The sequence below is a fragment of the Bacteroidota bacterium genome (assembly GCA_016195025.1).
Taxonomy (GTDB): Bacteria; Bacteroidota; Bacteroidia; order Palsa-948; family Palsa-948; genus Palsa-948.
Map to the genome: position 1 here is coordinate 103,733 of JACQAL010000076.1, position 25,350 is coordinate 129,082.

The 25,350-nt window shown below is 41.6% G+C and carries 21 protein-coding genes and 3 tRNA genes; 14 read left to right on the forward strand and 10 right to left on the reverse strand.

What is annotated here, in order from left to right:
- Nucleotides 1-72 precede the first annotated feature (72 nt).
- Genes sucC through HY063_14705 form a run of 3 tightly spaced genes read left to right on the forward strand, consistent with a single transcriptional unit; the run spans nucleotide 73 to nucleotide 2,781 of the window.
- Nucleotides 73-1,263, forward strand: a complete 1,191-nt coding sequence (gene sucC / locus HY063_14695; protein ID MBI3503035.1) for an ADP-forming succinate--CoA ligase subunit beta — start codon at nucleotides 73-75, stop codon at nucleotides 1,261-1,263.
- Between the two features lie 27 nt (nucleotides 1,264-1,290).
- On the forward strand, nucleotides 1,291-2,103 hold the full coding sequence (locus tag HY063_14700; protein MBI3503036.1) for an SDR family oxidoreductase: 813 nt from the start codon (nucleotides 1,291-1,293) through the stop codon (nucleotides 2,101-2,103).
- Between the two features lie 3 nt (nucleotides 2,104-2,106).
- A complete protein-coding gene (locus HY063_14705; protein MBI3503037.1) occupies nucleotides 2,107-2,781 on the forward strand; it encodes a hypothetical protein in 675 nt (224 codons plus the stop codon).
- Between the two features lie 14 nt (nucleotides 2,782-2,795).
- Here HY063_14705 and HY063_14710 read toward each other — a convergent pair.
- The 3 genes from HY063_14710 to HY063_14720 all read right to left on the reverse strand — a co-directional run bounded on the left by HY063_14710 (nucleotide 2,796) and on the right by HY063_14720 (nucleotide 4,889).
- Nucleotides 2,796-2,867, reverse strand: a tRNA-Gly gene (locus HY063_14710).
- Between the two features lie 8 nt (nucleotides 2,868-2,875).
- Nucleotides 2,876-2,949, reverse strand: a tRNA-Pro gene (locus HY063_14715).
- A 38-nt stretch (nucleotides 2,950-2,987) separates the two neighbouring features.
- Complete coding sequence (locus HY063_14720; GenBank protein MBI3503038.1) at nucleotides 2,988-4,889, reverse strand: hypothetical protein; 1,902 nt, start codon at nucleotides 4,887-4,889, stop codon at nucleotides 2,988-2,990.
- 52 nt (nucleotides 4,890-4,941) lie between these two features.
- On the opposite strand from HY063_14720, the gene HY063_14725 reads away from it, so the two are divergent.
- Nucleotides 4,942-5,023, forward strand: a tRNA-Leu gene (locus HY063_14725).
- Nucleotides 5,024-5,042: 19 nt separating this feature from the next.
- Here the strand turns inward: HY063_14725 and HY063_14730 are convergent.
- The 4 genes from HY063_14730 to HY063_14745 all read right to left on the reverse strand — a co-directional run bounded on the left by HY063_14730 (nucleotide 5,043) and on the right by HY063_14745 (nucleotide 8,981).
- The gene (locus HY063_14730) at nucleotides 5,043-6,641 is read right to left on the reverse strand and encodes an organic solvent tolerance protein OstA (protein ID MBI3503039.1); all 1,599 of its coding nucleotides are present in this window, start codon (nucleotides 6,639-6,641) and stop codon (nucleotides 5,043-5,045) included.
- Nucleotides 6,642-6,686: 45 nt separating this feature from the next.
- Nucleotides 6,687-7,985, reverse strand: a complete 1,299-nt coding sequence (locus HY063_14735) for a tetratricopeptide repeat protein (protein MBI3503040.1) — start codon at nucleotides 7,983-7,985, stop codon at nucleotides 6,687-6,689.
- A gap of 202 nt (nucleotides 7,986-8,187) precedes the next feature.
- Complete coding sequence (locus HY063_14740) at nucleotides 8,188-8,532, reverse strand: GIY-YIG nuclease family protein (GenBank protein ID MBI3503041.1); 345 nt, start codon at nucleotides 8,530-8,532, stop codon at nucleotides 8,188-8,190.
- A complete protein-coding gene (locus HY063_14745) occupies nucleotides 8,529-8,981 on the reverse strand; it encodes a hypothetical protein (protein ID MBI3503042.1) in 453 nt (150 codons plus the stop codon). Before HY063_14745 ends, HY063_14740 begins: the two co-directional genes overlap by 4 nt.
- A gap of 105 nt (nucleotides 8,982-9,086) precedes the next feature.
- Here HY063_14745 and HY063_14750 point away from each other — a divergent pair, with 105 nt between their 5' ends.
- The 5 genes from HY063_14750 (at nucleotide 9,087) to HY063_14770 (ending at nucleotide 15,488) form a co-directional block, all read left to right on the forward strand.
- Nucleotides 9,087-9,566 carry a hypothetical protein gene (locus HY063_14750; GenBank protein ID MBI3503043.1) on the forward strand — a complete coding sequence of 160 codons (480 nt, stop codon included), beginning with the start codon at nucleotides 9,087-9,089 and terminating at the stop codon, nucleotides 9,564-9,566.
- Nucleotides 9,566-10,006 (forward strand): hypothetical protein, encoded by a 441-nt coding sequence (locus HY063_14755; GenBank protein MBI3503044.1) that lies wholly within the window; start codon nucleotides 9,566-9,568, stop codon nucleotides 10,004-10,006. The genes HY063_14750 and HY063_14755 overlap by 1 nt, the downstream gene beginning before the upstream one ends.
- A 181-nt stretch (nucleotides 10,007-10,187) precedes the next feature.
- Nucleotides 10,188-11,099 (forward strand): hypothetical protein, encoded by a 912-nt coding sequence (locus HY063_14760; protein ID MBI3503045.1) that lies wholly within the window; start codon nucleotides 10,188-10,190, stop codon nucleotides 11,097-11,099.
- Nucleotides 11,100-11,356: 257 nt separating this feature from the next.
- A complete protein-coding gene (locus tag HY063_14765; protein ID MBI3503046.1) occupies nucleotides 11,357-12,061 on the forward strand; it encodes a hypothetical protein in 705 nt (234 codons plus the stop codon).
- A gap of 22 nt (nucleotides 12,062-12,083) precedes the next feature.
- Entirely contained in the window at nucleotides 12,084-15,488 is a 3,405-nt protein-coding gene (locus HY063_14770) for a hypothetical protein (GenBank protein MBI3503047.1), read from the forward strand.
- Here the strand turns inward: HY063_14770 and HY063_14775 are convergent, their stop codons facing one another.
- Nucleotides 15,489-16,478, reverse strand: coding sequence for a hypothetical protein (locus HY063_14775; GenBank protein ID MBI3503048.1), 990 nt, complete (start codon nucleotides 16,476-16,478; stop codon nucleotides 15,489-15,491).
- 6 nt (nucleotides 16,479-16,484) lie between these two features.
- Nucleotides 16,485-17,873 (reverse strand): tetratricopeptide repeat protein, encoded by a 1,389-nt coding sequence (locus HY063_14780; protein ID MBI3503049.1) that lies wholly within the window; start codon nucleotides 17,871-17,873, stop codon nucleotides 16,485-16,487.
- 96 nt (nucleotides 17,874-17,969) lie between these two features.
- Between HY063_14780 and HY063_14785 the strand changes: the two genes are divergently transcribed.
- The 4 genes from HY063_14785 to HY063_14800 all read left to right on the forward strand — a co-directional run bounded on the left by HY063_14785 (nucleotide 17,970) and on the right by HY063_14800 (nucleotide 23,491).
- Nucleotides 17,970-20,450 carry a GAF domain-containing protein gene (locus HY063_14785; protein ID MBI3503050.1) on the forward strand — a complete coding sequence of 827 codons (2,481 nt, stop codon included), beginning with the start codon at nucleotides 17,970-17,972 and terminating at the stop codon, nucleotides 20,448-20,450.
- Nucleotides 20,451-20,471: 21 nt separating this feature from the next.
- Entirely contained in the window at nucleotides 20,472-20,843 is a 372-nt protein-coding gene (locus HY063_14790; GenBank protein ID MBI3503051.1) for a DUF1987 domain-containing protein, read from the forward strand.
- Nucleotides 20,844-20,906: 63 nt separating this feature from the next.
- Nucleotides 20,907-22,358 (forward strand): phosphoglucosamine mutase, encoded by a 1,452-nt coding sequence (gene glmM / locus HY063_14795; protein ID MBI3503052.1) that lies wholly within the window; start codon nucleotides 20,907-20,909, stop codon nucleotides 22,356-22,358.
- A complete protein-coding gene (locus tag HY063_14800; GenBank protein ID MBI3503053.1) occupies nucleotides 22,358-23,491 on the forward strand; it encodes a cysteine desulfurase in 1,134 nt (377 codons plus the stop codon). Before glmM ends, HY063_14800 begins: the two co-directional genes overlap by 1 nt.
- 113 nt (nucleotides 23,492-23,604) lie before the next feature.
- Here HY063_14800 and HY063_14805 read toward each other — a convergent pair whose 3' ends face one another.
- Complete coding sequence (locus HY063_14805; GenBank protein MBI3503054.1) at nucleotides 23,605-24,294, reverse strand: hypothetical protein; 690 nt, start codon at nucleotides 24,292-24,294, stop codon at nucleotides 23,605-23,607.
- A 541-nt stretch (nucleotides 24,295-24,835) separates the two neighbouring features.
- Here HY063_14805 and HY063_14810 point away from each other — a divergent pair.
- Nucleotides 24,836-25,264, forward strand: a complete 429-nt coding sequence (locus HY063_14810) for a hypothetical protein (protein ID MBI3503055.1) — start codon at nucleotides 24,836-24,838, stop codon at nucleotides 25,262-25,264.
- Nucleotides 25,265-25,350 lie beyond the last annotated feature (86 nt).

A 25,350-nucleotide genomic window follows, 5' to 3' on the forward strand; every position in this document is an offset into this window, starting at 1 on the left:
ATACGAATACGAATAGTTGTTATATTCGCTTCTCTGTTTTTAATTTATAATCTATAATTCATAATTTCCACTATGAACTTACATGAATACCAGGGAAAACAAATTTTAAAATCTTTCGGAGTAAATGTGCAGGAAGGAATTGTTGCGGAAACCGTTGAACAGGCGGTGAGCGCAGCAAAACAATTACAGCAGGAAACCAAAACTCCTATTTGGATTGTGAAAGCGCAAGTGCATGCGGGCGGAAGAGGAAAAGCGGGGGGAGTGAAAGTTGCAAAAACACTGGATGAAGTGAAAGAAAAAGCCACTGCCATTCTTGGAATGAAATTAATTTCGCGCCAAACCGGACCGCAGGGAAAAATTGTTCATAAAATTTTAATTGCGCAGGATGTTTATTATCCCGGAGAATCTCAAACGAAAGAATATTACATCAGCGTTCTGCTCAACCGCGCGCACGGAAGAAACATGATTATTTATTCACAGGAAGGTGGAATGGAAATTGAGGAAGTGGCGGCAAAAACTCCGGAGAAAATTTTCAAAGAAGAAATTGACCCGAAGGTCGGGCTCAAAGATTTTCAGTGCAGAAAAATTGCTTTCAATCTTGGTTTAAGTGGGGAAGCATTTAAGAACATGACAAAGTTTACGGCTTCGCTTTACAAAGCATACGAAACCATTGACGCTTCTCTCTTCGAAATAAATCCGCTGCTGAAAACTTCCGATAATAAAATAGTTGCCGTTGATTCAAAAGTTGTGCTGGATGAGAACGCGCTTTTCCGCCATCCTGATTATGCCGCCATGCGTGATAAAATGGAAGAAGACCCCACCGAAGTGGAAGCGGGCGAGCACGATTTGAATTATGTGAAGTTGGATGGTAATGTGGGCTGCATGGTGAACGGTGCGGGACTTGCAATGGCAACGATGGACATCATTAAACTTTCAGGAGGCGAACCCGCAAACTTTTTAGATGTGGGCGGCACTGCAAATGCCGAGCGCGTGGAACATGCATTCAGAATTATTCTCAAAGATGCGCACGTGAAAGCAATCCTTGTAAATATTTTCGGAGGCATTGTGCGCTGCGACCGTGTGGCGCACGGAATTGTGGATGCGTATAAAAATCTTGGCAACATAAAAGTGCCGATTATTGTTCGCCTGCAGGGAACGAATGCGATGGAAGCAAAAAAAATTATTGATGAATCGGGATTGAAAGTTTTTCCTGCCATTGAGTTGCAGGAAGCAGCCGACTTGGTACAAAAATGTCTTTCTTAAATTCTCTATCTTTGCCAAAATTATTTTATGCCGGATAATTTACTGAAAGGAAAACGGGGAATCATCACAGGCGCGCTTGATGCAAATTCTATTGCGTGGAAGGTTGCCGGCAGAGCATACCAGCAAGGCGCAACATTCACTCTTACCAATGCACCGGTTGCCATGCGCATGGGGGAAATAAAAAAATTAGCAGACGAAACCAAATCCGAAATTATTCCTGCTGATGCAACTTCTGTGGAAGATTTAACAACGCTGTTTCAAAAATCACAGGAAGTTCTCGGAGGGAAAATTGATTTTGTTCTTCATTCAATAGGAATGTCGCCCAATGTGAGAAAAAATATTCCGTATACGGAACTCAACTATGAATTTTATCATAAGTCCATAGATATTTCTGCGATGTCACTTCATAAAATGCTGAGCGTAGCCATGAAACTGGATGCATTGAATGAGAACGCAAGCATTGTTGCTCTTTCTTACATTGCAGCGCAGCGCACCTATCCTTTTTACAATGATATGGCAGAAGCAAAAGCCATGCTCGAAAGCATTGCGCGGAGTTTCGGCTATCACTATGGAAAGAAAAAGAAAGTTCGCGTGAACACTGTTTCGCAGTCGCCAACCAAAACCACTGCCGGTTCGGGCATCAAGGGCTTTGAAGATTTTTACAACTATGCGGAAGCAATTTCTCCGCTGGGAAATGCCAGTGCGGAATCCTGTGCAGATGTTTGCATCGCGCTGTTTTCTGATTTAACACGAATGATTACTATGCAGAATATTTATAATGACGGTGGCTATTCAACTACCGGAGTGAGCATGGAAGCAATGGAAAAATTTAAATCCTGATATATGAAAAAAAAATTTACAATAACACTTCTTCTTCTTTCTTTCTGCCTTCTGAATAATTTTCTCTATGCGCAGAAATCAAAATTTAAAAAAACCATCCGCGGGGAATTTCAACTGCCGCGCGCAACGTGGAACAAAGCATTCACCAAAACTTTTTCAGGCGTATTCAATTCAGGCATCTCTCTGAATTTCGGAACAAAACATTTCAGCGTGGGTCCGTTTTATAGTTTAACGCAGTACCAGGTTTTTCCCCGTTTGTTTGACGACCCGCATGTGATTCAGACAAATCATACCGGTGGATTAGTTTTTCATTTAGATAAACTTACTGAAACCGGAAACGGAATGTGGTCGGCTTTCATTATGCCCGGTTATAGTTGGATTAAATACTCGCGCATTCTTTGCAAGGATAACGGACATCCGCCTTATCAGCCGCAATCTTCCGCCAAAAGCATAAACATTGGCGGCTCTTACACCATGATGCTCGATGAATGGGTGGGAGTGGGTTTTATTGTCGGCTTCAACATGGTTGACCATGTTTTCTATCCCGAAAATGTTTGCCTTGACCAATGGCAATCATACGATACGGATGATTACAAAGGTGATTTGAAAAATATTTTCTTCGGATTTAATTTTTACTTCGACCTTGCTTACAAGGCGCCAACTGCTTCGGAAGAGTAATTTTTATTTAGTAGAGCGGGAAACGGGATTTGAACCCGCGACCTTCAGTTTGGGAAACTGACATTCTACCCCTGAACTATTCCCGCATGAAGAGTCGGGGTGAGAGGATTTGAACCTCCGATCTCCACGTCCCGAACGTGGCGCGATACCGGGCTTCGCTACACCCCGATGAAAAAGAGCACAAATGTAAATTAAAAAGCAGTGTGTTAATTCAAACTTTTCAGAAACTCCACGCGCTGCTGCACCTGCTCGTTTTTTCTTTCCGATAAATATTTTTCATAGCAGAACAACGAACGGTTTTTATCTTTCAACTGGAAATAAACGGAGCCGAGATTCTGATACATTTCGGGATAAGCGGAAGCGGCATGAAGAAATGCATTGGCGGAAAATTGTTTGGCAGCATTCATCCATCCGTAATAAAAACAAAACGCAATGAGATTATGCTCTTCGTCCGGAAAATATTGCCGGTGGAAAAGCAACGATGCAACAGAAGCATTTTTCTTTTCATGCATGAGAGAATCAATTTCTTCATTGGAAAAATTTTTGACAGAAGATAAAAGCGATTGCTCGCTGAGAGGCGGAACGATGTTTGCAAAATCATTTTTCAGATACACGGCTGCATTTCCATCCACATAGGCGAGCCGCCAGTTGAATTGCTTCTGAAGAAAAACAATCCATTCGGGCGTGACGAAATAAGAAAAAATAATTATGTCGGGATTATATTTATCGAGAAGATTTTGTTTTTGCGCATCGCCCTCTGCATTCACCTGTTCGTTAAAATTTTTTTCTCCCATGAAATCCACCCGCCCGTCAATGGAAACTTTTTGGTTGGTGAAGAATTCAAGATAGCCACCATAATCCATCTGGTTCAGAATTTTTCCGCGGACATTATTTTTCAGCAGCCATTCCGTTGCTTTTACGGGAAGATTGTGATTGCTCCAGCCAAAACCAAACCGGTACGAAGCGCGGTAATGAATGTACAATGCATTGCTTCGAATAAAAAAAATCAGGAGAAGGCAAAGCAAGATGAACGCAACTGAAAATTGTTTGAAATAGTTGCCTGCAAAAGAAAGTTTTGCCTGCTTCAGTTTAGTAGTTACTTTTTTTTCTCTGATAAATCCTAAAATAACAATGGGAGTAACAGCAAAAATAAAGTAGCCGGTATTTTTCACAGCGGAAAAAGCAAAATAGAAAAAGACAAGAAAGAGCAGCCACTCGTGCAGTTTTCTTTTTTTATATCCCACAATCAGAGAGAGAAAAGCAATTACGGTGAACAGGTCAAAGAAAATCCATTGGTGAAAGAGCGCGTGAAAAAATCCTCCTTCATATAAATGCGCGCTGAACGGGCTTTGAAGTTCGCGGATGCTTTCTTTAAAAACATTTCCGCTTTTAAGCGCCACCGCCTGTTCGAACGGGAAAATAAATCCGTTCAGCCCATAGGGATTCAGAAAGCAAACAAGCAGCGATGCGCTTCCGTAAATGAGAAATGTTTTAGAAAGTTTTTTTTCTTTCCAATAAACAGAAACAGCGTAACAACCCAGCGCAACTAATCCGAGAATGAAAAGCGAATGCATGTTCACCCATAAAAGCATGACCAGCGGAAGCCAGCGGATTATTTTTTCATTTCCTTCATAGTGCTTTTGGAGGATATATAATGTAACACAAAGCAGCAGCCACGAAACTGAATGCGGGCGGATTTCAAACAGGGGAGAAACAGCAAAGACAGCGAGGAGGAAAATACACGAAGAAAAATACGAGTCGGCAGAAGCAGCCGGCAGCCGGCAGGAAATTCTTTTATATAGAAAAAATAATGCTCCTGAAATAAAAAGTGAATTGATAAGAATTAATCCCGCGCTTCCGGCAAGGGAATAAATTCCATAGAGGAGAAGTTGATATATCCAGTTGAGGTCAATGTATTTTATTCCTTCGGTGGTGTAAGTGAAAATATCATTGGGAGGAAGAGAAAAATTTTCCATCATCCATCTTCCTGCGTGAAGATGAAAGCCGATGTCTTCTCCGTAAATATTTCTGAAAGAAAAAAAGAGCGCGACAATTCCTGTAAACAGAAAACAACTGTTTCTCAGATTGATTTTATCTGAAGCGTACATATATAGAAATCCTTATTTTTGCCTCCCTTTATTTTTGTTATTGTTCTTTAATGCCCGGGTGGTGGAATTGGTAGACACGTACGTTTGAGGTGCGTAAGCCGAAAGGTGTGCAGGTTCAAATCCTGTCCCGGGTACAAATCATTCATAGATTCTTTATCTGAAAATATCGGCAAACGAAAGCGGGCGTTCTTTTTCCCGCCACACAAAGTCCTTCAGTTTGAAATCTTCGGGAGTAAATTCTTTCATAGGGAAAAGCGTGGCATCGGGTTTTTTGAGGAAGGTAATTTTTTTCACTTCCTCGTCCTTCACATAAATCATGAGGTTGCTGCACATCGCTTTGTTCACGCCAATTAATTTTTCTTTGTCTTTGGCGAAATAAATTGTTTCTCCGTTTCCTTCCACGTGAATCTTCGAAAGTTTGTTGTCTTTGAAATAGCCCGTCATTTTCTTTCCTTTGATTTGATTGTACTTCAGAGAATCCTCTTTTGAAATGATGAACGCAAGTTTATCGAGATACATGTTTTTAATTTCTCCTTCCACAATTTTGATTTCAATCTTCTCGGCAGTGAGTTGGTTTTTTTCGCTCCAGAGAACGGGATGGCGGAACATGCGCATGAGCGAATCCTTCGAAGAATAAACCAGCGAATCGCAATTGCCCTGCATATCGCTCTTGTAGAATTTCACTTTATGCCAGGCAAATAATTTCCGCCAGGTAATGGAAGTGTCTTTTTCATTTTTGGTGTTAAGCGGATGCGTGTCCACCGAGCGAAGCGTATCGCCATGCAGGAAGAGCGTGTCGTTGTCAAAATATTCTTTCAGCACCGCGCTGCCGGTAACGGTAGATGTTTCCAGTTTTCCCTGGTGAAGCGCCCAATCGCCCGAAACGACAATATGTTCTGCCGTGTCAATGATGGAAACATTTCCCATAGCGCGCCCAAGGTTTTTTTGCTTGTCAAGGAAAATGCTGTCGCCCTGCATTTTCTGCCCTTGCGAAACGATGTAGGCATTTTTGCGGAATAGGGCTAAATCGTTATCGGTGTTGTACCAGCCGCTTTCGCAATACACGTAGGTGTCGGTGCCTTTGATGTGCGTGGGACCGAGGAAATACGCGGTGTTGTTTGCGCCATTGTAATTGAGCGTGTCGCAGTTGATTTTATATTCGGGATTGATGAGTACCACATTTTTCTTGAAGGAGTAAAAACTTTTCTTCGGATTGAAGTAACCGAGTTCGCTGGTGAGTGTGTTTTGTTTGCTCACAATGGTTCCGCCATTGGGATAATTCGCCTGCCCGGCTTTCATGTCGTAATAAAGAAGTTCGGTGGTGAGCGTGGTGTTTCCCTGCACGTAGCGCACATTTTTGTGGAGTTCCGCCATGCGGGCATTGCCGTTGTACTTCAGCATGTCGCCATAAATGTTTACCGAATCGCCCTGCTGAATGCGCACGTGGCTGAAAGCATCCATGGAATTATTGGGATAGAGATAGGCGCTGTCGCAGAAGAGAAGGGCATCTTCGTGTTTGAAAGAAACATTTCCGAGAAGGCGCTTCACCTCTTTGCCGAGCGATTCGTCAAACTCAAGCGAGTTGGCATGGAGGAGTTCTATTTTTTTTGCGCTTTGCTGCGCAAAGGAGGAATAAGGAATAAGGTATAAAGGTATAAGGGAAAGGCAGAGCAACCGTTTGAAGTTAGAGGTTAGAGGTTTGAAGTTTGAAGTTGAACATCTAACATCTAACATCAAACTTCTGACTTTCATATTTCGTATGGTTCGTATCATTTCGCTTACGCTGTTTTTCTAAGATTATTTTTGCCCTTTGAGTCGTCTTATTGTTTTCTCAATCCACTTCTCATTCGGCATCATGCACTTTTGAATGCGGGCTGCGTAGCGAATGCTGGCTAAAATTTCTTTTTGTTTTTCTTCAATAATTTTTTTCTGCTTCTTCGTTATCCTCCATCGGTTAAACATAAAAACAGCAAACACAATAACCAGCAATAAACCGCAAATCGCAGACCAGATAACGATTTTTTGTTTTCTGCTTTCTGCCGCTGCCACTGCCGCTTGCTTTTCATTCTCCGCTTTTGTTACGGCTTCCTTTTTCTCAAACTCAAATTCCATTGAGCTCCTCGCAATATTTTTTATGTTCTGCTCATTGAATATGCTGTCACGAAACAGGATGAACTGCTCGTAATATTGAAGTGCTTTTTTGTAATCGCCATTTTGCTTGTGTATCTCGCTCAGTGATTGATACGCATCCTTGCTTCCCTCAATATACCCTATTTCATTCGAAAGAGATACGCTTTTATTATATTCTTCTATTGCCTTTGAATATTTTTTTTGCCTGCTAAATACTGCCCCGATATTATTCATTGAATAAATAATTCCGCGCTTGTCATTTATTTCGTCAAATAATTTTATCGCCCTGAAATAATTTTCCAATGATTTCTGGTATTCCTCTTTTTCTTTATAAATAATTCCAATATCGTTAAGCGAATAGGCAACACCCTGTTTGTCATCAAGCGCTTCATACATGCCTAATGCTTTTGAAAAATACTCCTGCGCTCTATCGTAATCCTTTTTATAGTAGTAATAAATGATTCCTATATTTCTGGAAGAAGAAGCAATGCCTTTTTTGTTTCCTATTTCCTCGCGTATCTTTAATGCCTGCAGGTAATAATCAAGCGCTTTGAAATAATTCTTTTCAGCATAATAAACTGTGCCAAGATTATTTATTGTAGAAGCGATATCTTTTTTATTGCCCGCTTGTTCGCGAATTTTTAATGACCTTAAAAAATAATCTAATGCCTTGGGATAATTTCCCTGCTGGTTATAAATAAGCCCGATGTAATTCAGCGCTGTGCCCGTTCCTTTCTGAAAATTATTTTTTTCAGCCAACTGATATGCTTTCAACCCGTACTCCATTGCATTTGCATAGTCGCCCGTGTTTTGCAATTGGAAACAAAGGGTGTTTAAGGTATTCACCTTATCGGTGTCTTGTTTTGCAGTTTTGAATATGAGTAAAAGAGAATCGGTTTTGGAGTGCTGAGCGGAGGAGTAGAGAGCAGAGAGTAGAAAGCAGAGAGAAAGGAAATATGTTTTCATTTTGTTGTTATTGCAAACATAAGGAGATTCCTCACTTCGTTCGGAATGACAGCGCTGTTTTATAGGATTGGGCGGTCGGGCTTAAGCCCGACCGCCTCCATTACCCGAATGCCCGTTGTCATTCCGAGTGAAACGAGGAATCTCTTTATTGATTCCACCCCCGTTGTCATTCCGAGTTCCTCACTTCGCGGGACGAGGAATCTCATTTATTATTTCCAAACGAGGAACCTCTTTTTTCAGAAACAGGAATCTCTATCTTTCCATTTTCATACAAGTCCTTCCATTCAGGATTCTGCTTATTGATGAGCGCAATCTTTTTCGCTCCCGAATATCCTTTGATTTGTTTCTCTCTGGCAATTGCCAAATCAATGAAATCAAATTTCTCAAAGTAAAGCAATTTATCTACATTATATTTTTCTGTAAATCCCTTAATCAATTTCTTTTTGTGTTCGAATGTTCTTCTTACTAAATCATTAATTACACCGGTATAAAGAACAGTATGATTCTTATTGGTTAGAATGTAAACATAATATAAATGGATTTTCATCGGGTAAAATTATTCGTATCCTCTTTGTCTTTCTTTACGAGGGAGAGGAGGGAATCGGTTTTGGAAATTGCGGATTGCGGAGTGGCGATTGCGGATTGAGCAAAAGAGCAAAAGAGAAATATCCCGATAGTCATCGGGACAAAAGTCAAAAGGATAGTATCTTTTGATTTTCCTTTAAGTTTCCGTGTCTTGACCAACAGAGAATAATTTTCATGAAAAGCATCTAACTGCTCTTTTGTCCACTTAGGATTATCCTTTACCCAGTCCGCATAGAGAGCGAATTTGCTTCCTTCATCCCAATCCTTTAATGCTAAAGTGAAACTTATAAATTCTGCATGGCAACTGGAAACACTGGTATGTTCGTTAACAAGAACCGATGCCCACAGCAGGCGCAGGTTTTCCTTTATGTGCGTCCGCCCGTTTGTTTTATCAATAATGCAAATTTCCATTTGGCAAAAATAAACAACGCATGAGAACAAATATATTTCAAAGTAAATAAAATTTTGTTTGCGGTAACTTTTTATCTTTGCGCTTTAAACTAATTCTTCTTTGATATGAAAAAAATAATTTCTGCCTGCGGTTTACTGTTTTCGGTTTACGGTGGTTTTTCCCAAACCGATTCAACAAAAAAGCCCGCTGCGTTAACTGAACCTACAGATACCGGTCATGCCGGTTATGTTGTTCCGGGTTTGGACACCACGCATAAAGGCATTACCGATATGGGAGTGGCGGTGGCTCCTGCCATGTTGTTTTACCGCGTGAAGCCGGGAAACACCACCGTGCAGTATGTTACCATTACCAACGATACGTACAAGAAAAATAAATTCAAACTCACTTTTTCTGATTTCACCATGAGCGATGCAGGCGCCATTGAGCAAATTCCTATAGGGCAGAACGGGGAATACGGATTGACAAAGTGGATAAACGTTGCGCCCAATTACATTGAATTGCAGCCGGGCGAAAAAAAAAAGTTGCCGTTACCGTTTCGCTGCCCGATAACGATGCCGCCTACCGCTCGCTTTGCGCGCTGCTGATGATTGATAAAGTGATTGACCGCGATTATATCGCTCCGCCCGCCAACGATGATAAGAAGGTTGTGCTCGGAGTTATTCCCACTTATGGCTTCGGCATTTACATTTATCAGAACCCGCCCAACGTGAAAATAAACAAAGTGGAAATCACCAATTTTAATTTTACTTACGATACGGCAAGCAAATATGTATCGCTGCATGTAAAAAACAGTGGCGATGGAACCGGCTTCTGCAAAGCATACGTTGAACTCACTAACACAAGCACCGGAAAAAATGAGCGCATTCCTTTACGCTCGTTCACTGTTTTTCCAAAAAAGGAACGCGGCTTTGAGTTTACCGTTCCCGGTAAAATTGCCAAAGGAAAATACTCTGCCATTGCGGTGCTTGATTTTGGCAGCAAGGAAGAATTAGAAGCCGCAACGCTTGAATTTTCAGTGCCCTGAGGGCTGTTATTTTTTTTGTAACCTTTTTTCCGCATTGCCGTATTAAAGAGATATTTCTTCCTTATTATATACGTTATGCTGCGAAGCCCGCCCACCTAAAAATTTATGCCGTGTGAATTAAATATTCTTTTATCTTCGCTTTCCATTTCAACTAAGTAAAAACAAATAAACAAAAACATCTATGAAAAAAACAATTTTCCTACACGCAGCGTGCGCATTGTTCTTCGGAATAAATGCAAACGCACAATTGCAGGATGAAAAAAATGTAACCATCACAATGGATTTACAACCCATTCTGCAATTAAACATGCAAGGTCCTGACCAGATTGATTTCACCTTCGACCAGATTTATCAGTATTACGGAGGCATTACAAAGTATGGCGCAACTACGTTGAAAGTGAGCGCAAGCGTATCGTTCGACTTGTGGGCTGCAGGGCTCTCACAAGCGCAACTCGGTACCAACTTTATGTGGGATAACCCCGTGAACTACGGTGGCGCTGCCGGTGGTAACGTTCTTAATGGCGCTAATAACTTCATTCCGGTTTCTGCGCTTGAACTGCGCCAGTTTCCCGCCAACCCGGCTGTGGCTGCTACCTGCGCTACAACGGGCGCTCAAAACAGCGATTACAGCAAGGCGTTTCAGGCGGCAACTGCCGCTGGCGTGGCTGCTTCAAACAACGATGTGTTTGCCGCAAACCCAACCACTCCTTACACTTCGCCTACTTCGGTAGCGGGTGTTACCTCTGATAAATACATTGCAGGAGGAACAGGTGTGGGAACATTTGCTGCTCCCTGCGGAATTGCGGGCGGAAGTTATTTAACGCAAGCCGCTTTGGGTACAAGTAATTACTATTATATTATGGATTACCGTTTGGTGCCAGGGCTTCCGGCAACTTTTCCTTTCCACAATAATGCTGCTACTGACAGAGCATTTGGTGGTACGGGCGCAACCATCAATTTCGGTTCTCCAGGCAATGTTGCCGTTGCTGCCGCACAAGGTGCTACCGGCTTAGGAAAAACCGGTGGAAACAACTTTGCTCAGCCCGGTGTGTATACCATGTATGTAAAATATATTCTGGCAGAAGACCAGTAATAAAAAAAGGAGAGAGAGAAACCCGTCTCTGCTATCAATAGTATTAACTAAAGATGGAGGGCAGTTGAGAAGTAAAAAGTCATCATAAATCAGTGAGATGGGGGAAGCACGAAAAGTTTCCCCCATTCTTTTTATAGGTTTTCTTCTATTGCTCTTCGCTCGTTTTTACCATGGAAAAATATAGGTTATTACTAAGGAATAAATCTATTCTTAGATTTAATGTCCTGTTTTTTGTTTTCTATTTGTTATCTACTCCTATGTTATCGGGTTTTCTTACCTGCTGCGCGCAAGCCCCCACCGTTTGCGATGCCGCCCCCGCAAACAACTGCTGCGCAGCCATAGGCAGCGGAAGCACCTTCACCCTGGCGCCCAATAACCCTTCCGATAACATTAACCTCACCTTCGATAACTTTGGAGAATACCTGGCAGGTATCACAAAATATGGCGCCAGCACTCTGCGCCTCACCATTGCCGATGGCTCAGGAATACCAGGACCTTGCCCCGCCACACCCAGCATTTGCCGTTGGATATTGCATATAATGGAAGATAATTCAACCAACGTGGTGCTGCCCGCTGCCGCTGCAACCGAATGGGCGAAACTTGCCGTGTACGGAGGCGTGGGACCCATTTCAACCATACCCACACTTCCTCTGCTTCAAGTGCGCGTGCGCAACGCCTGCGGCACTTCCGAAACCAGCACCGGCTTTGTAACCCTTGCCAGCACCGCCAACTTCAGGTGCATCATTGATAACAGCTGCACCTCCGGCACCGCCCCCGACACAGGTCCCCATGCCGACCAGCCGGCAGGTATGTGCACCATTAATGTAGATGAAGCGGGAGGTTATCTCACCAACCCCGGAGAATATACTTTTATTATTGATTACCAAATCAAGCCCACGCTCACCTTTGTGGCGGGCGTATATCAACTCACCGTAAAATATTGCCTGCGCAACGGACCATAGAATGACTAATGACTAATGACTAATGAAAAGAAAAATTACAAAAATAAGTATCCTTATTTGTTATTCATTATTCATTAGCCATTATTCATTTTCACAAGACACCGCTGCTGTAAAAAAAGACACACTTCCAAAAATTAAACCCGACACTGCCGCTGCTGCTGCCAAAGACACCACTCCAAAACCTCTATTCACTGCTTTTTTCGATACCACAGAGTTCACATTAATAGAAGGAGAAATTGTTTCCAAAATACTGCGCCTGCAAAACAACAGCGGCAAAGAACAAAGCGTGCGCACCGCCATCAACTACCCGGGCGGATGGAAACTACTCACCGATGTTTCAAAATATTACACTCTCGCCCCCAATGACAGCATTTTTATTCCCGTGCGCATTATCCCCTTGGGAAAAATAAGAGGCAACACCAAATACCTCATCAACGCTTTTGTAATAAACAAAGATCAGGTGCCCATGGCAACTGCCTATTTTTATGCCGCCCGCCCCAAATCGGTTAACTGGGATATTACCATCTCCCCCTTCGATAAAGTGTACCTCATGAATGATTCCACCGGGGCAAAGTTTGATATCAACGTGCTCAACATCGGAAACGAAGAGCAGGCGCTGTTCATGCACATCAGCAATTACCGCAAAGATGTTTTACTCTACGACAGCACAGGGCGCATCCTCAAAAACACCTACCGCGAATTTAACCTCAAAGAACAGCATGACACTTCTTTTCATTACCGCGCAAGCATACTGCAAGGCAAGCGCAATTTCCGCACCGTAGATGAAATGGGTTATACCATCGGCTTTCTGAACGAGGCAAAACGCTATACTTTATTTGTTAACACCAGCCAAAGCCGCATACTCGGCACACAAGGCGTTCAGAAGATGAAAAAGGTTGACTTCGTGCGCCTGCCAAATGAAATGAAGGTAAACCCCAATAGTACTTTCTCCCTCCCCCTCATTGCCGAAGCCAATGTGGGCAACCTCGTTACCGGCCAGCCCGTAATGAATCTTATGTTCTCCGGCTACACCACCCTTGATAATGGTGCAAGCATAAATTATTTCTCCCAGTTTTTCCTCTCGCTCTATTATGCCGATTTCAGTTTCCTGCGAAACAGCACCCAATACTTCGGCTACTATGACAAGAAATGGCAAATACAATTGGGAAGCGTGGGTGGCATTGGCGGAGCCATTGCAGCAGGGGGCAGAGGCGCCAACGCCATGTACCAGATTAATCAGCATCACTCCGTAGGTGCATTTTACACACGCGCACCCTATTTCTTTTCCAAACCCGACCGCGAATCGGTGGGCGCAGTATATGCTTTCAATGCATTGCGCTTCCGGCTCATGACTTCCTATTCTCACTTAAGCAATTCAGGAAACGTAAACTATACGTCCGATTACCTTGGCGCCAACAGCAATTACAGTTTCAGGGAAGGGCATTCCGTTACCTTTGGAGGATACGCTGTAAGAAATGCCTCCAGCGCCCCTGCAAACCCTTTTGTAAAATGGGGCTTCCTTGCCTACGGAAGTTATTCGGGAATGTTTTTAAAAGGGAAACTGCAATCATCGCTTTCCGGAAATTATATTTCTCCCTACTTCACCCCCTTCGACAAAGGCGATAAAATCACAGCCGCTCATAGCAGTCATTATATGCTCAACAAGCAATGGAACCTCCACCTGAACAACAATTACAATCGCAACATTTACGAGCCGGTTCTCATCACTTCCAATCAGCAAAAACTCCGAAGCATCAACAACACACTTACTGCAAACACCAAAGTGGGAGAAAATTTTTTAGGCGGTGGTGTATTTTATAATTTCATCCGCAACAACGATACCATTAATATGCACTCACGCGGGCTCACCCTCAATTACAGCCAGGCAAAATATGAGAACAATACGTTCTTCTCTATGGGCATGCAGGGCGGATACAGCCGCCTTATAAACGCTCCCAATACGCGCGATTATTTTTTCTTCCAGTATTTCTCCCTCTTCCGGTATCACACTTTTTCGGGAACCATTCGTTACAATTACGGGACCGTGTCAGTGCTTGACAAATATTATTCTGATAACGGAGTGTATTACCAATTCTTGGGAGCCAGTGTAAATTATCAATATCAATTCCGCAATCCGCACTGGGTGCTGAACGATTATTTAAGTTATGCCTATTACAACCAGTTTAAAAGGCATAGTATAGGTTGGACGCCTGAAGTGCTTTACTTCAGCAAAACCGGATGGAGAGTGCGTGTAACAGGGGGGGTGTATTATTCTTCCAGCCTGGCAAACAGGGGAACAATTGCCATTCCCGGTCAAACCGAAGAAGTGCCCGCACCTACAAGAACTCATTCTTACACTACCATGCTTCAGGTGGGCGTTCGCAAAGAATTTAACATTCCGTTTCCCTGGGGTAGCAAGAAAAGATTTTTCTCCCACACCTATATCGCATTCATTGACCTGAATGGAAATAATAAACGAGATAAAAATGAATTGCTGCTCGATAATGTCGTAGTCCGCACAGACGAATGGGAAGTTCTTACGGATGAAAACGGAAAAGCAAAATTGCTCAATATGGCTCCGGGCAGATATAATTTCTCTGCCTTCTCCCTCATTGATTTGAAAGGATATTTTCCGAATATTGAAGACAGCATTTCGGTTATTAAAAACGATACCATTCCAGTGCCTTTTGTGAAAGGAGTGAAAGTGTACGGGAATGTTTTTGTGGACAGAGAAAAACTTTCTCCCGATGCGGAAATTCCAGTTGACCTTTCAGGAATTCATATCAGCGCTTCAGGGGTAAGGAATTATTCCACGCTCACTTCCAAAGATGGAACTTTTGAATTGTATGTCCCCTTTGGAAAATATACAGTAACAATGGATGAAAAAATTCTTGGCGACCGTTTTACCTTGCTTCAAAACAATATTGAAATCACGCTTGATAAAAAAACCGAAAGTTTATTTGTAACATTTCTTATAGTCGAAAAAAGAAGAAAACTGAACATTAAAAAATTTGGCGAGCCAACCGGCAGCGCAAAGGATTCTGCTTCTTCAAATCCTGTAGCCCCTGCAGGAATTACATGGACAGGAACCGACACAGTTTCATCTGCCAAGCCATTGCCGGGCGCCATTAAAGTTCCGGGAAAAAATAATTTATATTACTACATGCTTCCCACAGGCCCGGGCGTAACATACCGCATTCAACTTGCAAGCACTTCCAAGCGGCTTACTCCTTCGCAGATTGCAACTCAGTTCAAAGGCGTGACGAATGTGAAAGAATATGTGGAAGGCGGGCTTTATAAATATACCGCTGGCGATGTAAACAGCGTAGGAGAAATTAAAAAGCTGAAAAATGATTTACGGACGAAGGGCTATAAAGATGCATTCATTGTTCCGTTCAAAGATAACCAGCGCCTGCAGTATAAATAATTATTTGCCGGAAAAATATTCATAGTAATATTTAATTGCGCTGGAGGGCTCATCGTATAAATCATATTGAATTTCTTCACTCGGCAAATTTTTTGCATTGTATTTATAAATTGTTTTTGAAAGCACATTGCCGGCACCATCGTATTTGATTTCAGAAATTTTATTTCCCTTCGCATCATAGTTCCAAACTATGCGCGTGGTGCCTGCTCTTTGATAGGTAATTTCGCTGAGCAGATTTTTTTTAGCATCGTATTCGTAATTGGTTTTATAATTAATGCTGCCATCTGATTCGTAGCAGATAGTTTTTGTTTTTAGCCCGCCTTCGTTATATTCATAAACATATTTTGCCGTTACGGAATCTTTTTTCATCAGCAGCATCAGCGTGATATTATTTTTTGAATCATAGTTTATTATTTTCTTCCCCGTTTGAACAGAAGAAGAATCGTATTCGGCTTCTTCGGTTTTATCTCCTTTTTCATCGTAGGAAAAAGTTTGCCTTGCTTGCATTTTCCCGGTTGAATCAGAAATTATTTTTTCAATCTCCTGATTTTTTGCATTGAACTTACTGGCGGCTTTGAAAATTATTTTTTCGCTGGCATCGTATTCGGTTTTTTCCTGCAGGTTGCCGGGCGAATCATACAGATAAATATCTTTTGAATGAAAAGAATTATCTGCATGGTAAGAAGTTTCCAAACTTAATTTCCCTTTTTCATATACATAACTGATTTTTCCGTAGGGTGAACTGTCTTCAATGAGATTTCCTTTTTCGTTATATTTTTTTGTATAAAGCAGCGAGGAGTCGCGCTTCTTTTCTCCTAAGGAATATTTAAACTCATACGCATTTTTTGATTGTATGAACCATTGATTTTTTTCGGGCAGTTTATTTTTTGCCGGAGTTTTTTTGGAAGCGGATTTAGTTTTCGTTTGGGAAAATGATTCTGTTTGAAGAATAAATAGTCCGAAAGAAAAAAGCAGTATACGAAAAATCATTTGGTGTTATCTTTTTCTATACGATTTTATCATGTCAATCACTGCGCGGTTTTTACGGAGTTCGGGAAGAAATTTAAAAATCTCTTTGTGCTTTTTATAATCAAGTTGAAGTGCGCTTTGCAAATAGGTAAGCGCTTCCTGTTTTTTTCCAACCCAAAGCAGGCAGGCAGACATGCGATAAAAAATTTCCGCGTTATCGGGATGATGCTTGATTCCCTGCGCAAGAACTTCTACCGCTTCTTCTTTTTCTCCCTCTTCAAAAAGCAAATTAGAATAATCGAGCCAGATATTTTCGAGCGAAGGGTCTAACTCAATAACTTTTTTGTACGCTTCTTTCGCCTCATCGGTAAAACCTAATTTCTGATACGCATCGCCAATCACATACCAGTAGTCGGCATTTGCTTTTTCAATCTCAACTGCTTTTTTCAAATAGTGAATTCCTTCGGTGAGTTTATCCTGCTGGTCAAGCACGATTCCCATTCCAATCCATGCATCAGCAAGATTTGCATCAATGGTAGTAGCGCGGTTGTAATTCAGCAATGCCTGCTCAAGATTTTTCAACTTCTCGTAACACTCGCCTATATAACAGTATGTAATTGCTTCGGGTTTTTCATGCTTAAAAGTTTCTTCATAGCAGGAAACTGCTTCTTTCAATTTATTAATGTTCGCCAGCGAGTTTGCTTTATTGAAATATGCCGGAGCAAAATCTTCCTTGATGGCAATCACATAATCATACGCTTCAATTGCTTTTTCAAAAAGTCCGAGACGGTTATGCACCACTCCGAGATTGAACCAGGCGCAATGGCTGTACGGATTTTTGTCGAGGAAGGAATTAAAATAGTCAATCGCTTCGTTATCTTTTGACAAAACTTCATAGCAGAATGCAAGTTCATAGAGAGCAGCATCATTTTTCGGATTCAGGTGAATGGTTTTTTTCAGGCAGTACATCGCGTCATCGTATTGTTCGAGGTTTTCATATTCAAATGCGAGATATAAATTCGCATCCTCTTCAATATCTTTCGCACCTTCCGAATGTTCAATTGCCTTTTTGAAATTTTCAATCGCTTTCTCCGGCAGCCCTGTCAAACTATAAATAGAGCCGCGCGTCATAAAAATTTCCGGATGAATCGGGTCAATCACTTCCGCCTGCGTGAGCACTTCAAGCGCTTTGCGGGTTTCTTTATTCGCGCTGAGCATTTGCGCTTTGCGGATAAGAAATTCTATGGAGAAAGGATATTGTTCAAGCGCGAGTTCCACCGCTTTCATCGCTTTTGGATACTGATTGGAGGTGAGATAATAATCAATGAGAATGTCAAATTCATCGGCATCAAAAAAACTTCGCGTGTTATTCGAGAGAAGTTCTTCAAATCTTTTTATCAAATCGTCATTTTTCATAGTATAACAAACTTACATAAAATTATCATCACATTCACGATTTAATTTTAAACGAAATGAACTTGAAAAAATTATATTTGCCTGATAAATATTTTCATGAGAAAACCCAAACATATTAACAAGGAATTTGAAACGCTGAAAGTGCTTGGCGATATTGGCAGAGATATCACTTCTTCGCTTGACTCTGAAAAAATTTTATTTACCGTTTATGAAAAAGTGAACAAACTCATGGATGCCACTGTGTTCGGAATCGGGCTGTACGATGCGAAGAAAAAAATAATTGACTACCAGCTTGCCATTGCCGAAAAGAAAAAATACAAACCCTATTCGCGAAACATGAAAGATAAAAATCAGTTTCCCGTCTGGTGCATTGAAAATAAAAAACCGGTTTTCATCAATAATGTTTCACAGGAATATAAAAAGTATATAAAAAAATATTTTGACTCAAACCGCGAACTGGAAGACGGGAGCACCGAGCGCATTATTCATTCCATGCTTTACCAGCCGATAATAGTAAAGAAAAAAGTGCTCGGAATAATTTCAGTTCAGAGTTACCGGAAAAATGCGTACGATAAATTTCAACTGGAGATTTTGCAGAACATTGCTTCGTATACCGGCATTGCCATTGAAAATGCCCGCCTGCTTACCGAAGCAAAAACTTTTTCAAGAGAATCGGTTGCGCAGAAAAATAAAATAGAAAAAACATTTCAGCATACAAAACTCCTGGCGAAAATTTCGGAAGAGATTGCTTCCTCTTTATCGGTGGAAGAAATTATTTCCCGCGTTTATAAAAGCGTGAACGATATGATGGATGCTTCGGTGTTCGCCATTGGTCTTCACATGCCCGAAACAAATGAACTTTATTATCCGGGCGATATTGAGAAAGGAGAAAAACTTCCGCCCAATTCTACTTCGTTGGAGGAAGAAAAGAAAACCGCTGTAAAATGCTTTAAGAATAAAAAAGAATTTTTCATTAACGACTGGGAAAATTTTTATTTCCGGGAGCACGGTGTTCTTCCTCCGAAAGCCGATGTGGGCGATACGCCTTCTTCCATTATTTATTTGCCGTTGTTGATTAAGGAAAAACCGATGGGAGTTCTCACCGTGCAGAGTTTCCGGAAGAATGCATATACGGAATATCACCTGAATATTCTCCGCGCGCTGGCGGTTTCCACTGCAAAGTCGCTCGAGAACGCGCGGCTGTATGAAAACATGGAAGGAGAAGTGAAAGCGCGCACGGTGGAAATTAGAAAGCAGAAAGAAGAAATTGAACAAACATATCAGAATGTAAAACTTCTCAGCGAAATAGGGCAGAAGATTACTTCAAGTTTATCAGTGGAAAAAATTATTGTAACGGTGTATGACCACATCAATCAACTCATGGACGCTTCGAGTTTCTGGATTGGAATTTACAACGAAGAAAAACAAACGCTCGATTACCCGATGGGAATTGAGCGCGGGCAGCATCTTTCCTTTGCGCATTATAATTTATCAGATGATTACTGGATTCCCGTCTGGTCGTTCAAAAATAAGAAAGAAGTTTTTGTGAATGATTACGAGCGCGAGTACAACAAGTACATTCCCAGCCGCCCGCTGCCGAAAGCCATTGCAGGAGAAGCCCCGCAGTCATCCATCTGGATTCCGCTTTTTACAAAAGATAAAAAGCAACTTGGCATTCTCACCATTCAGAGTTTTCAGAAAAATGCCTACACGGAATTTCATCTCAATGTGGCGCGGAACCTTGCGCTCTTCACTGCCATTGCCCTTGAAAATGCTTTGCTATACGAAGAGTTAATGAATAAAAATAAAGACATTACTGACAGCATTAACTACGCGAAAAAAATTCAGAACACCATTCTCCCTTCCGAAGAAAAAATAAAAGAACTTTTGCCCGAATCATTTATTCTCTACAAGCCGAAAGATATTGTGAGCGGAGATTTTTATTTTATTGACCGCGCGCATGGAAACGGAAAAATAATTGCAGCCGCTGTTGATTGCACCGGGCATGGAGTTCCCGGAGCATTTCTCACCATTGTTGGAAATGATTTGCTCGATAACATTATCAATGAAAGAGGAATCACAAACCCGAAAGAAATTATTTCTGAAATGAACGAAGGAATCATTCACCGCCTTTCGCTCGTGGACGATGTGCAGCATTTGCGCGATGGAATGGATATGGCGGTATGCACCATTGACAAATCATCGAATCAACTTTCTTTGCTTTATTCAGGTGCGTACAACCCGCTGTATTTTATCCGTGATGGAAAATTAATTGAGATGGATGCCATTCGTTTCAACATCGGGAGCATTCCGGAAACTGCGAAAGAAAAAATTTCCTGCCATACGATGGAAATTGAAAAGGGAGATACGGTATATCTTTTTTCCGATGGCTATGCCGACCAGTTGAATCACGACACGGGAAAAAAATTTATGAAGGGAAGATTCAAGCAACTGCTTCTCGATATTCATCAGAAACCCATGAGCGAGCAAAAACAAATTCTCGAAGCAACACATATTGAATGGAAACACGGGCTTTTTCAAACCGATGATATTCTGGTAATGGGATTTCGTTTCTGAACTTTTTTACCTTTGTGCTTAATGAGCAACATTCTTCTGAATTCAACTGCGAAAACTCCCGAAGTGCGTTTTGATTCCGCTTCGGGAATTCTTGAAATTGAAGGACGGCTCATTCCCGAAAATCCCGATGAGTTTTTTTCCGTGCTTTACAACTCGCTGAATTCTTTCAAGAGGGATAATTCTGAAAATACTATTCTTCTTCGCCTTCATTATTACAATACAACGTCTTCGAAACGCCTGCTGCATTTTTTTCAGAAAGCGGAAGAACTTTATCAAAGCGGCTGCAAACTGAAAATCATCTGGGAGTACGAAGATGGCGATGACGATTCCATGCGCGATGGAGAGGATTACCAGCAGTTGCTCAAGATTCCTTTCGAAGTGAAACTTGAATAAATACTTCCGTTGCTTTCTGATTTTTCTCGCCTAAAATTTTATCTTTGTTTTCATTTTTGAAACATGTTAATCAAATCTATTTCGGGAATCCGCGGAACCATTGGAGGAAAATCGGGAGAGAATCTTACGCCTGCCGATATTGTAAAATTTACTTCTGCTTATGGCGCATGGACGCTGAATCAGCGGGCAAAATCTAAAAAACAATCCCGATATGTATCGGGAGCAAAAGTTGTGATTGGCAGAGATGCGCGCATGTCGGGCGAAATGGTGAGCAAACTGGTTTCATCCACGCTTCTCGGAATGGGAATTGATGTAATTGATATAGGACTTTCCACAACTCCCACAGTAGAAATTGCTGTAACCGATGAAAAAGCCGATGGTGGAATCATCATCACCGCAAGCCATAATCCGAAACAATGGAACGCGCTGAAACTTTTAAATGCTGACGGAGAATTTATTTCTGAAAAAGACGGACAGCAGGTTTTGAAAATTGCAGAAGACGATAAATTTATTTTTGAAGAAGTTCATTCGCTGGGCGAGCGAACTGAAAAAAATGAGTACATCAAAAAACACATAGATAAAATTCTTGCGCTTGATTTGGTGGATAAAAAAGCAATTAAAGAAAAAAAGTTTCGCATTGCAGTGGATGCGGTGAATTCCACAGGAGGAATTGCAGTACCCATGCTGCTCGAAGCGCTGGGCGTGGAAGAAATTTTCAAAGTAAACTGCGAACCCACCGGTGACTTTGCGCATAATCCCGAACCGCTTCCTGAAAATCTTTATGAACTTTCAAAAGTTGTCATGAAGAAACGCGCGCATCTCGGCATTGCCGTTGACCCCGATGTTGACCGGCTCGCTTTAATTTCCGAAGACGGAGAAATGTTCGGGGAAGAATACACGCTCGTTGCAGTGGCAGATTATGTTCTGAAAAATTCCAAAAAGGCCGTGCCTGCCGGCAGGCAGGGAAATACGGTTTCAAATCTTTCTTCCACGCGCGCGCTGAAAGATGTTACAGAGAAACACGGAGGAAATTATTTTGCTTCGGCAGTCGGTGAAGTGAACGTGGTGGAGATGATGAAAAAACATAAGGCGGTGATTGGCGGAGAAGGAAATGGCGGAGTGATTTATCCCGAACTTCACTATGGAAGAGATGCATTGGTGGGAATTGCTTTGTTCCTTACGCATCTCGCTAAATTCGGCAAGTCATGTTCAATGCTTCGCTCCACTTATCCGAATTATCACATCTCAAAAAATAAAATTGAAATTATAAATGGAATTGACGTGGGAAAACTTTTAATTGGCGTGAAAGAAAAATATAAAAAGCAACCCATGAATGAAGCAGACGGAATAAAAATTGAATTCGGAAAAGAGTGGGTGCATTTGCGCAGAAGCAACACCGAGCCCATCATTCGCATTTATTCCGAAAGCGAATCGCAATCCACTGCCGATAACCTTGCTAAAAAAATTATTTCTGACATAAAAGAACTTATCAAGTCAAACCGAAACGCCAACTGATGAAAGTTTATCTCGACAATGCAGCAACAACTCCTCTCGATAAAGAAGTTTTAGATGCCATGCTTCCGTATTTGCAGGAACATTTCGGAAACCCTTCTTCCATTCATTCATTCGGAAGAAAAACACGAGCGGCAATTGAAGGCGCACGGAAAATTATTGCGAAGAACCTGAATGTTTCTCCTTCGGAAATCTTTTTTACTTCGGGCGGAACGGAAGCAATCAACACTGCCATAAGAAATGCAGTAAATGATTTAGGCGTGAAGCATATTATCACCAGCAAAATTGAACATCATGCGGTGCTGCATTGTGCCGAAGCGCTCGAGCATTCCGGAAAAATAAAATTAAGTTTTGTCAATCTTGATAAGAAAGGGCATGTTGATTTGAATCACCTCGAACAACTTCTTTCTTCCAGTGAAAAAAGTTTAGTCACATTAATGCACGCCAACAATGAAATAGGAAATCTTCTTCCGCTGAAAAGAGTAGGGGAGTTGTGCGAAAAGTACAATGCCATTTTTCATTGCGATACTACGCAGACAATGGCGCATTATAAACTGGATTTACAAAGCGTGAATGTGCACATGGTAAACGGTGCCGCGCATAAATTTCACGGGCCGAAAGGAATTGGTTTTTTATACCTGAGCAACAAAGTCAAAATTAATCCATTCATCTATGGCGGCTCGCAGGAAAGAAACATGCGCGGTGGAACAGAAAATTTGTATGGCATTGTTGGAATCGGAAAAGCATTTGAAATTGCTCACCACGATATGGAAGCGCATCATAAACATATTCAGGATTTGAAAACATACATGATTGAACAACTCGAAAAAAATATTCCCGCAGTGGAATTCAACGGAGATGCAAAAGGAAGTTCACTCTATACAGTTCTCAATGTTCATTTCCCCCCGACAGAAAACGCAGAGATGATGCTGTTCAATCTCGACATTGCCGGCATTGCCGCATCGGGCGGAAGCGCCTGCACTTCCGGCAGCAACCAGGGTTCGCATGTGCTGAGAAATATCGGCTCGGATATGAACCGCCCCTCCATTCGTTTTTCATTCAGCAAATACACTACGAAAGAAGAAATTGATTTCTGCATTTCTAAACTAAAAGAAATTTTTCTGGTGAAGGTATAATCTTCGTCCGCGATAAATCGGGATGAAACAAAAAACGAAACAATACGAACCCACGAACTATGAAAATGTTCGTACTTCGTAAGTTCGTAAAAGATTCGTAGTTCGCTGATAGTTTACACCACCGTAATCTTCACTGATTGGCTCCAGTCGGCATCGGCTGCTTTTTCTTTTTTCAACTTGCGTGCGCTTTTACTTTTTCTTGCTTTTGCCGGAAGAATGGCGCGGAAGCGGAACCAGTAATCGGTTTTGGGAGTAAGATTTTCAACTGTGTTTTTTGTTTCGAGTGTGCAAATGGGGTCGCAATACACAAAGTTAATGTTATCGGTGCTTTGCTGCCAGAGGTAGGCGGCTTTTTTGGCTGCGGCTTTGGCAATTAAATCGCACGAACCGCTCATGTCTCCATTGCGCACGGTAAGTTCATCTTTGCTGCGTTTGGCTCTTCCTTTCACTTCCATTCCACCGCCTTCCGCCATTGCCACCGCGTTGGCAATGTTTGCGGGCTGGTTCACCACTTTCTGAACAATGCCGCGCAAGCCGTCCAGTTCATTATATACAATGGCTTTTTGCTCATCGCGAAGCGCTGCCGAGCCCGGCACGCGGTTGAGCGTTTTTTGTTCATCGGCAATTAAGGTGGTAATGTCGGTTTGCAACTGAGGAAGGTCGCCCTGAAGCGTGGGAAAATCAGTGTTGTTCTGCAGCAAGTCATGAATATGCTGCGCTTCGGTGATGAAGTTGTTGATGGGAGTTGCCAGCCCTATGGGCAGCAGCACCACAATTTTTGATGTGCTCTTTTTTGTTGCCATAAATTAGAAGTAAGGATTTAGGATGTAGGATTTAAGATTTATAAAAGCGTATTTATTAATTCAAATTATTGCTTCTTGAATTCAAATTGTTACTTCCTGAATTCAAATAGTTACTTTTTGAATTCAAATTATTACTTCTTGCATTCAAATTGTTACTTCCTGAATTCAAATGGATACTTTTTGAATTCAAATTATTACTTCTTGCATTCAAATTGCTGCTTCCTGAATTCAAATGGATACTTTTTGAATTCAAATTATCATCCCCTGAATTCAAATTGTTGCTTCGTGAATCTAAATTATGTCTTCTTGAATGCAAACTATTTCTTTTTGAATTCAACTTGCGGAGTTGTGAATTCAAAAGGATGCTTTTTGAAGTGGCGCGGACAATTTTTTTGCGCGCTGAAATTTTTGTTTCTTTCTTATTGCCGGATATTTTTTTCATGCCTTGAGAAAAAGAATGCGCAAACATACCCTTTCGGTCAATTCAAAATCTGCGGAACTCCGCAGATTTTACAACGCGGGTTTTTTCATTTTCGCGGGCATGAAAAATCATGAAAAATATTTTGCGTGCAACGAACTGGATGAGCAGCGGCAGGAAATACTTTTTTTGCTGATTATGCAGTTAAAACCTGCCGCCATTGCCGCCATTATTCACGAATGCAAACGCAATGTGGAAACTATGCTCGAGGAAATGAGGAATATATTTTGCCCTGCTAACCGGGGCTATCACTGCCTGGTGAAAACCGTATGTGAAAATTACCCGGGATTAAAAGAACACCTTGAGAAAAAGTTCGGCAAAAAGCATGCTGCCGATATTGCGCTTTACGGATTGGGAGTTGCAGGCAGGTTCGCGCCCGTTCAAACGCAGCAGGGAGAACATATATTCATAGAGAATGTGTATGTAAAAAATAAAAAAAGATATAAACCGCTTCCAAAAATGAGCGAAGAAAAAACTTTCGGTAAGCGATAATATCCGCTCATTCATCGAAGAATTTGGAACATTCGTCTAAAAACAAGTCGCTTCCATTGACATTTGTTTTTTATGGCATATATTTG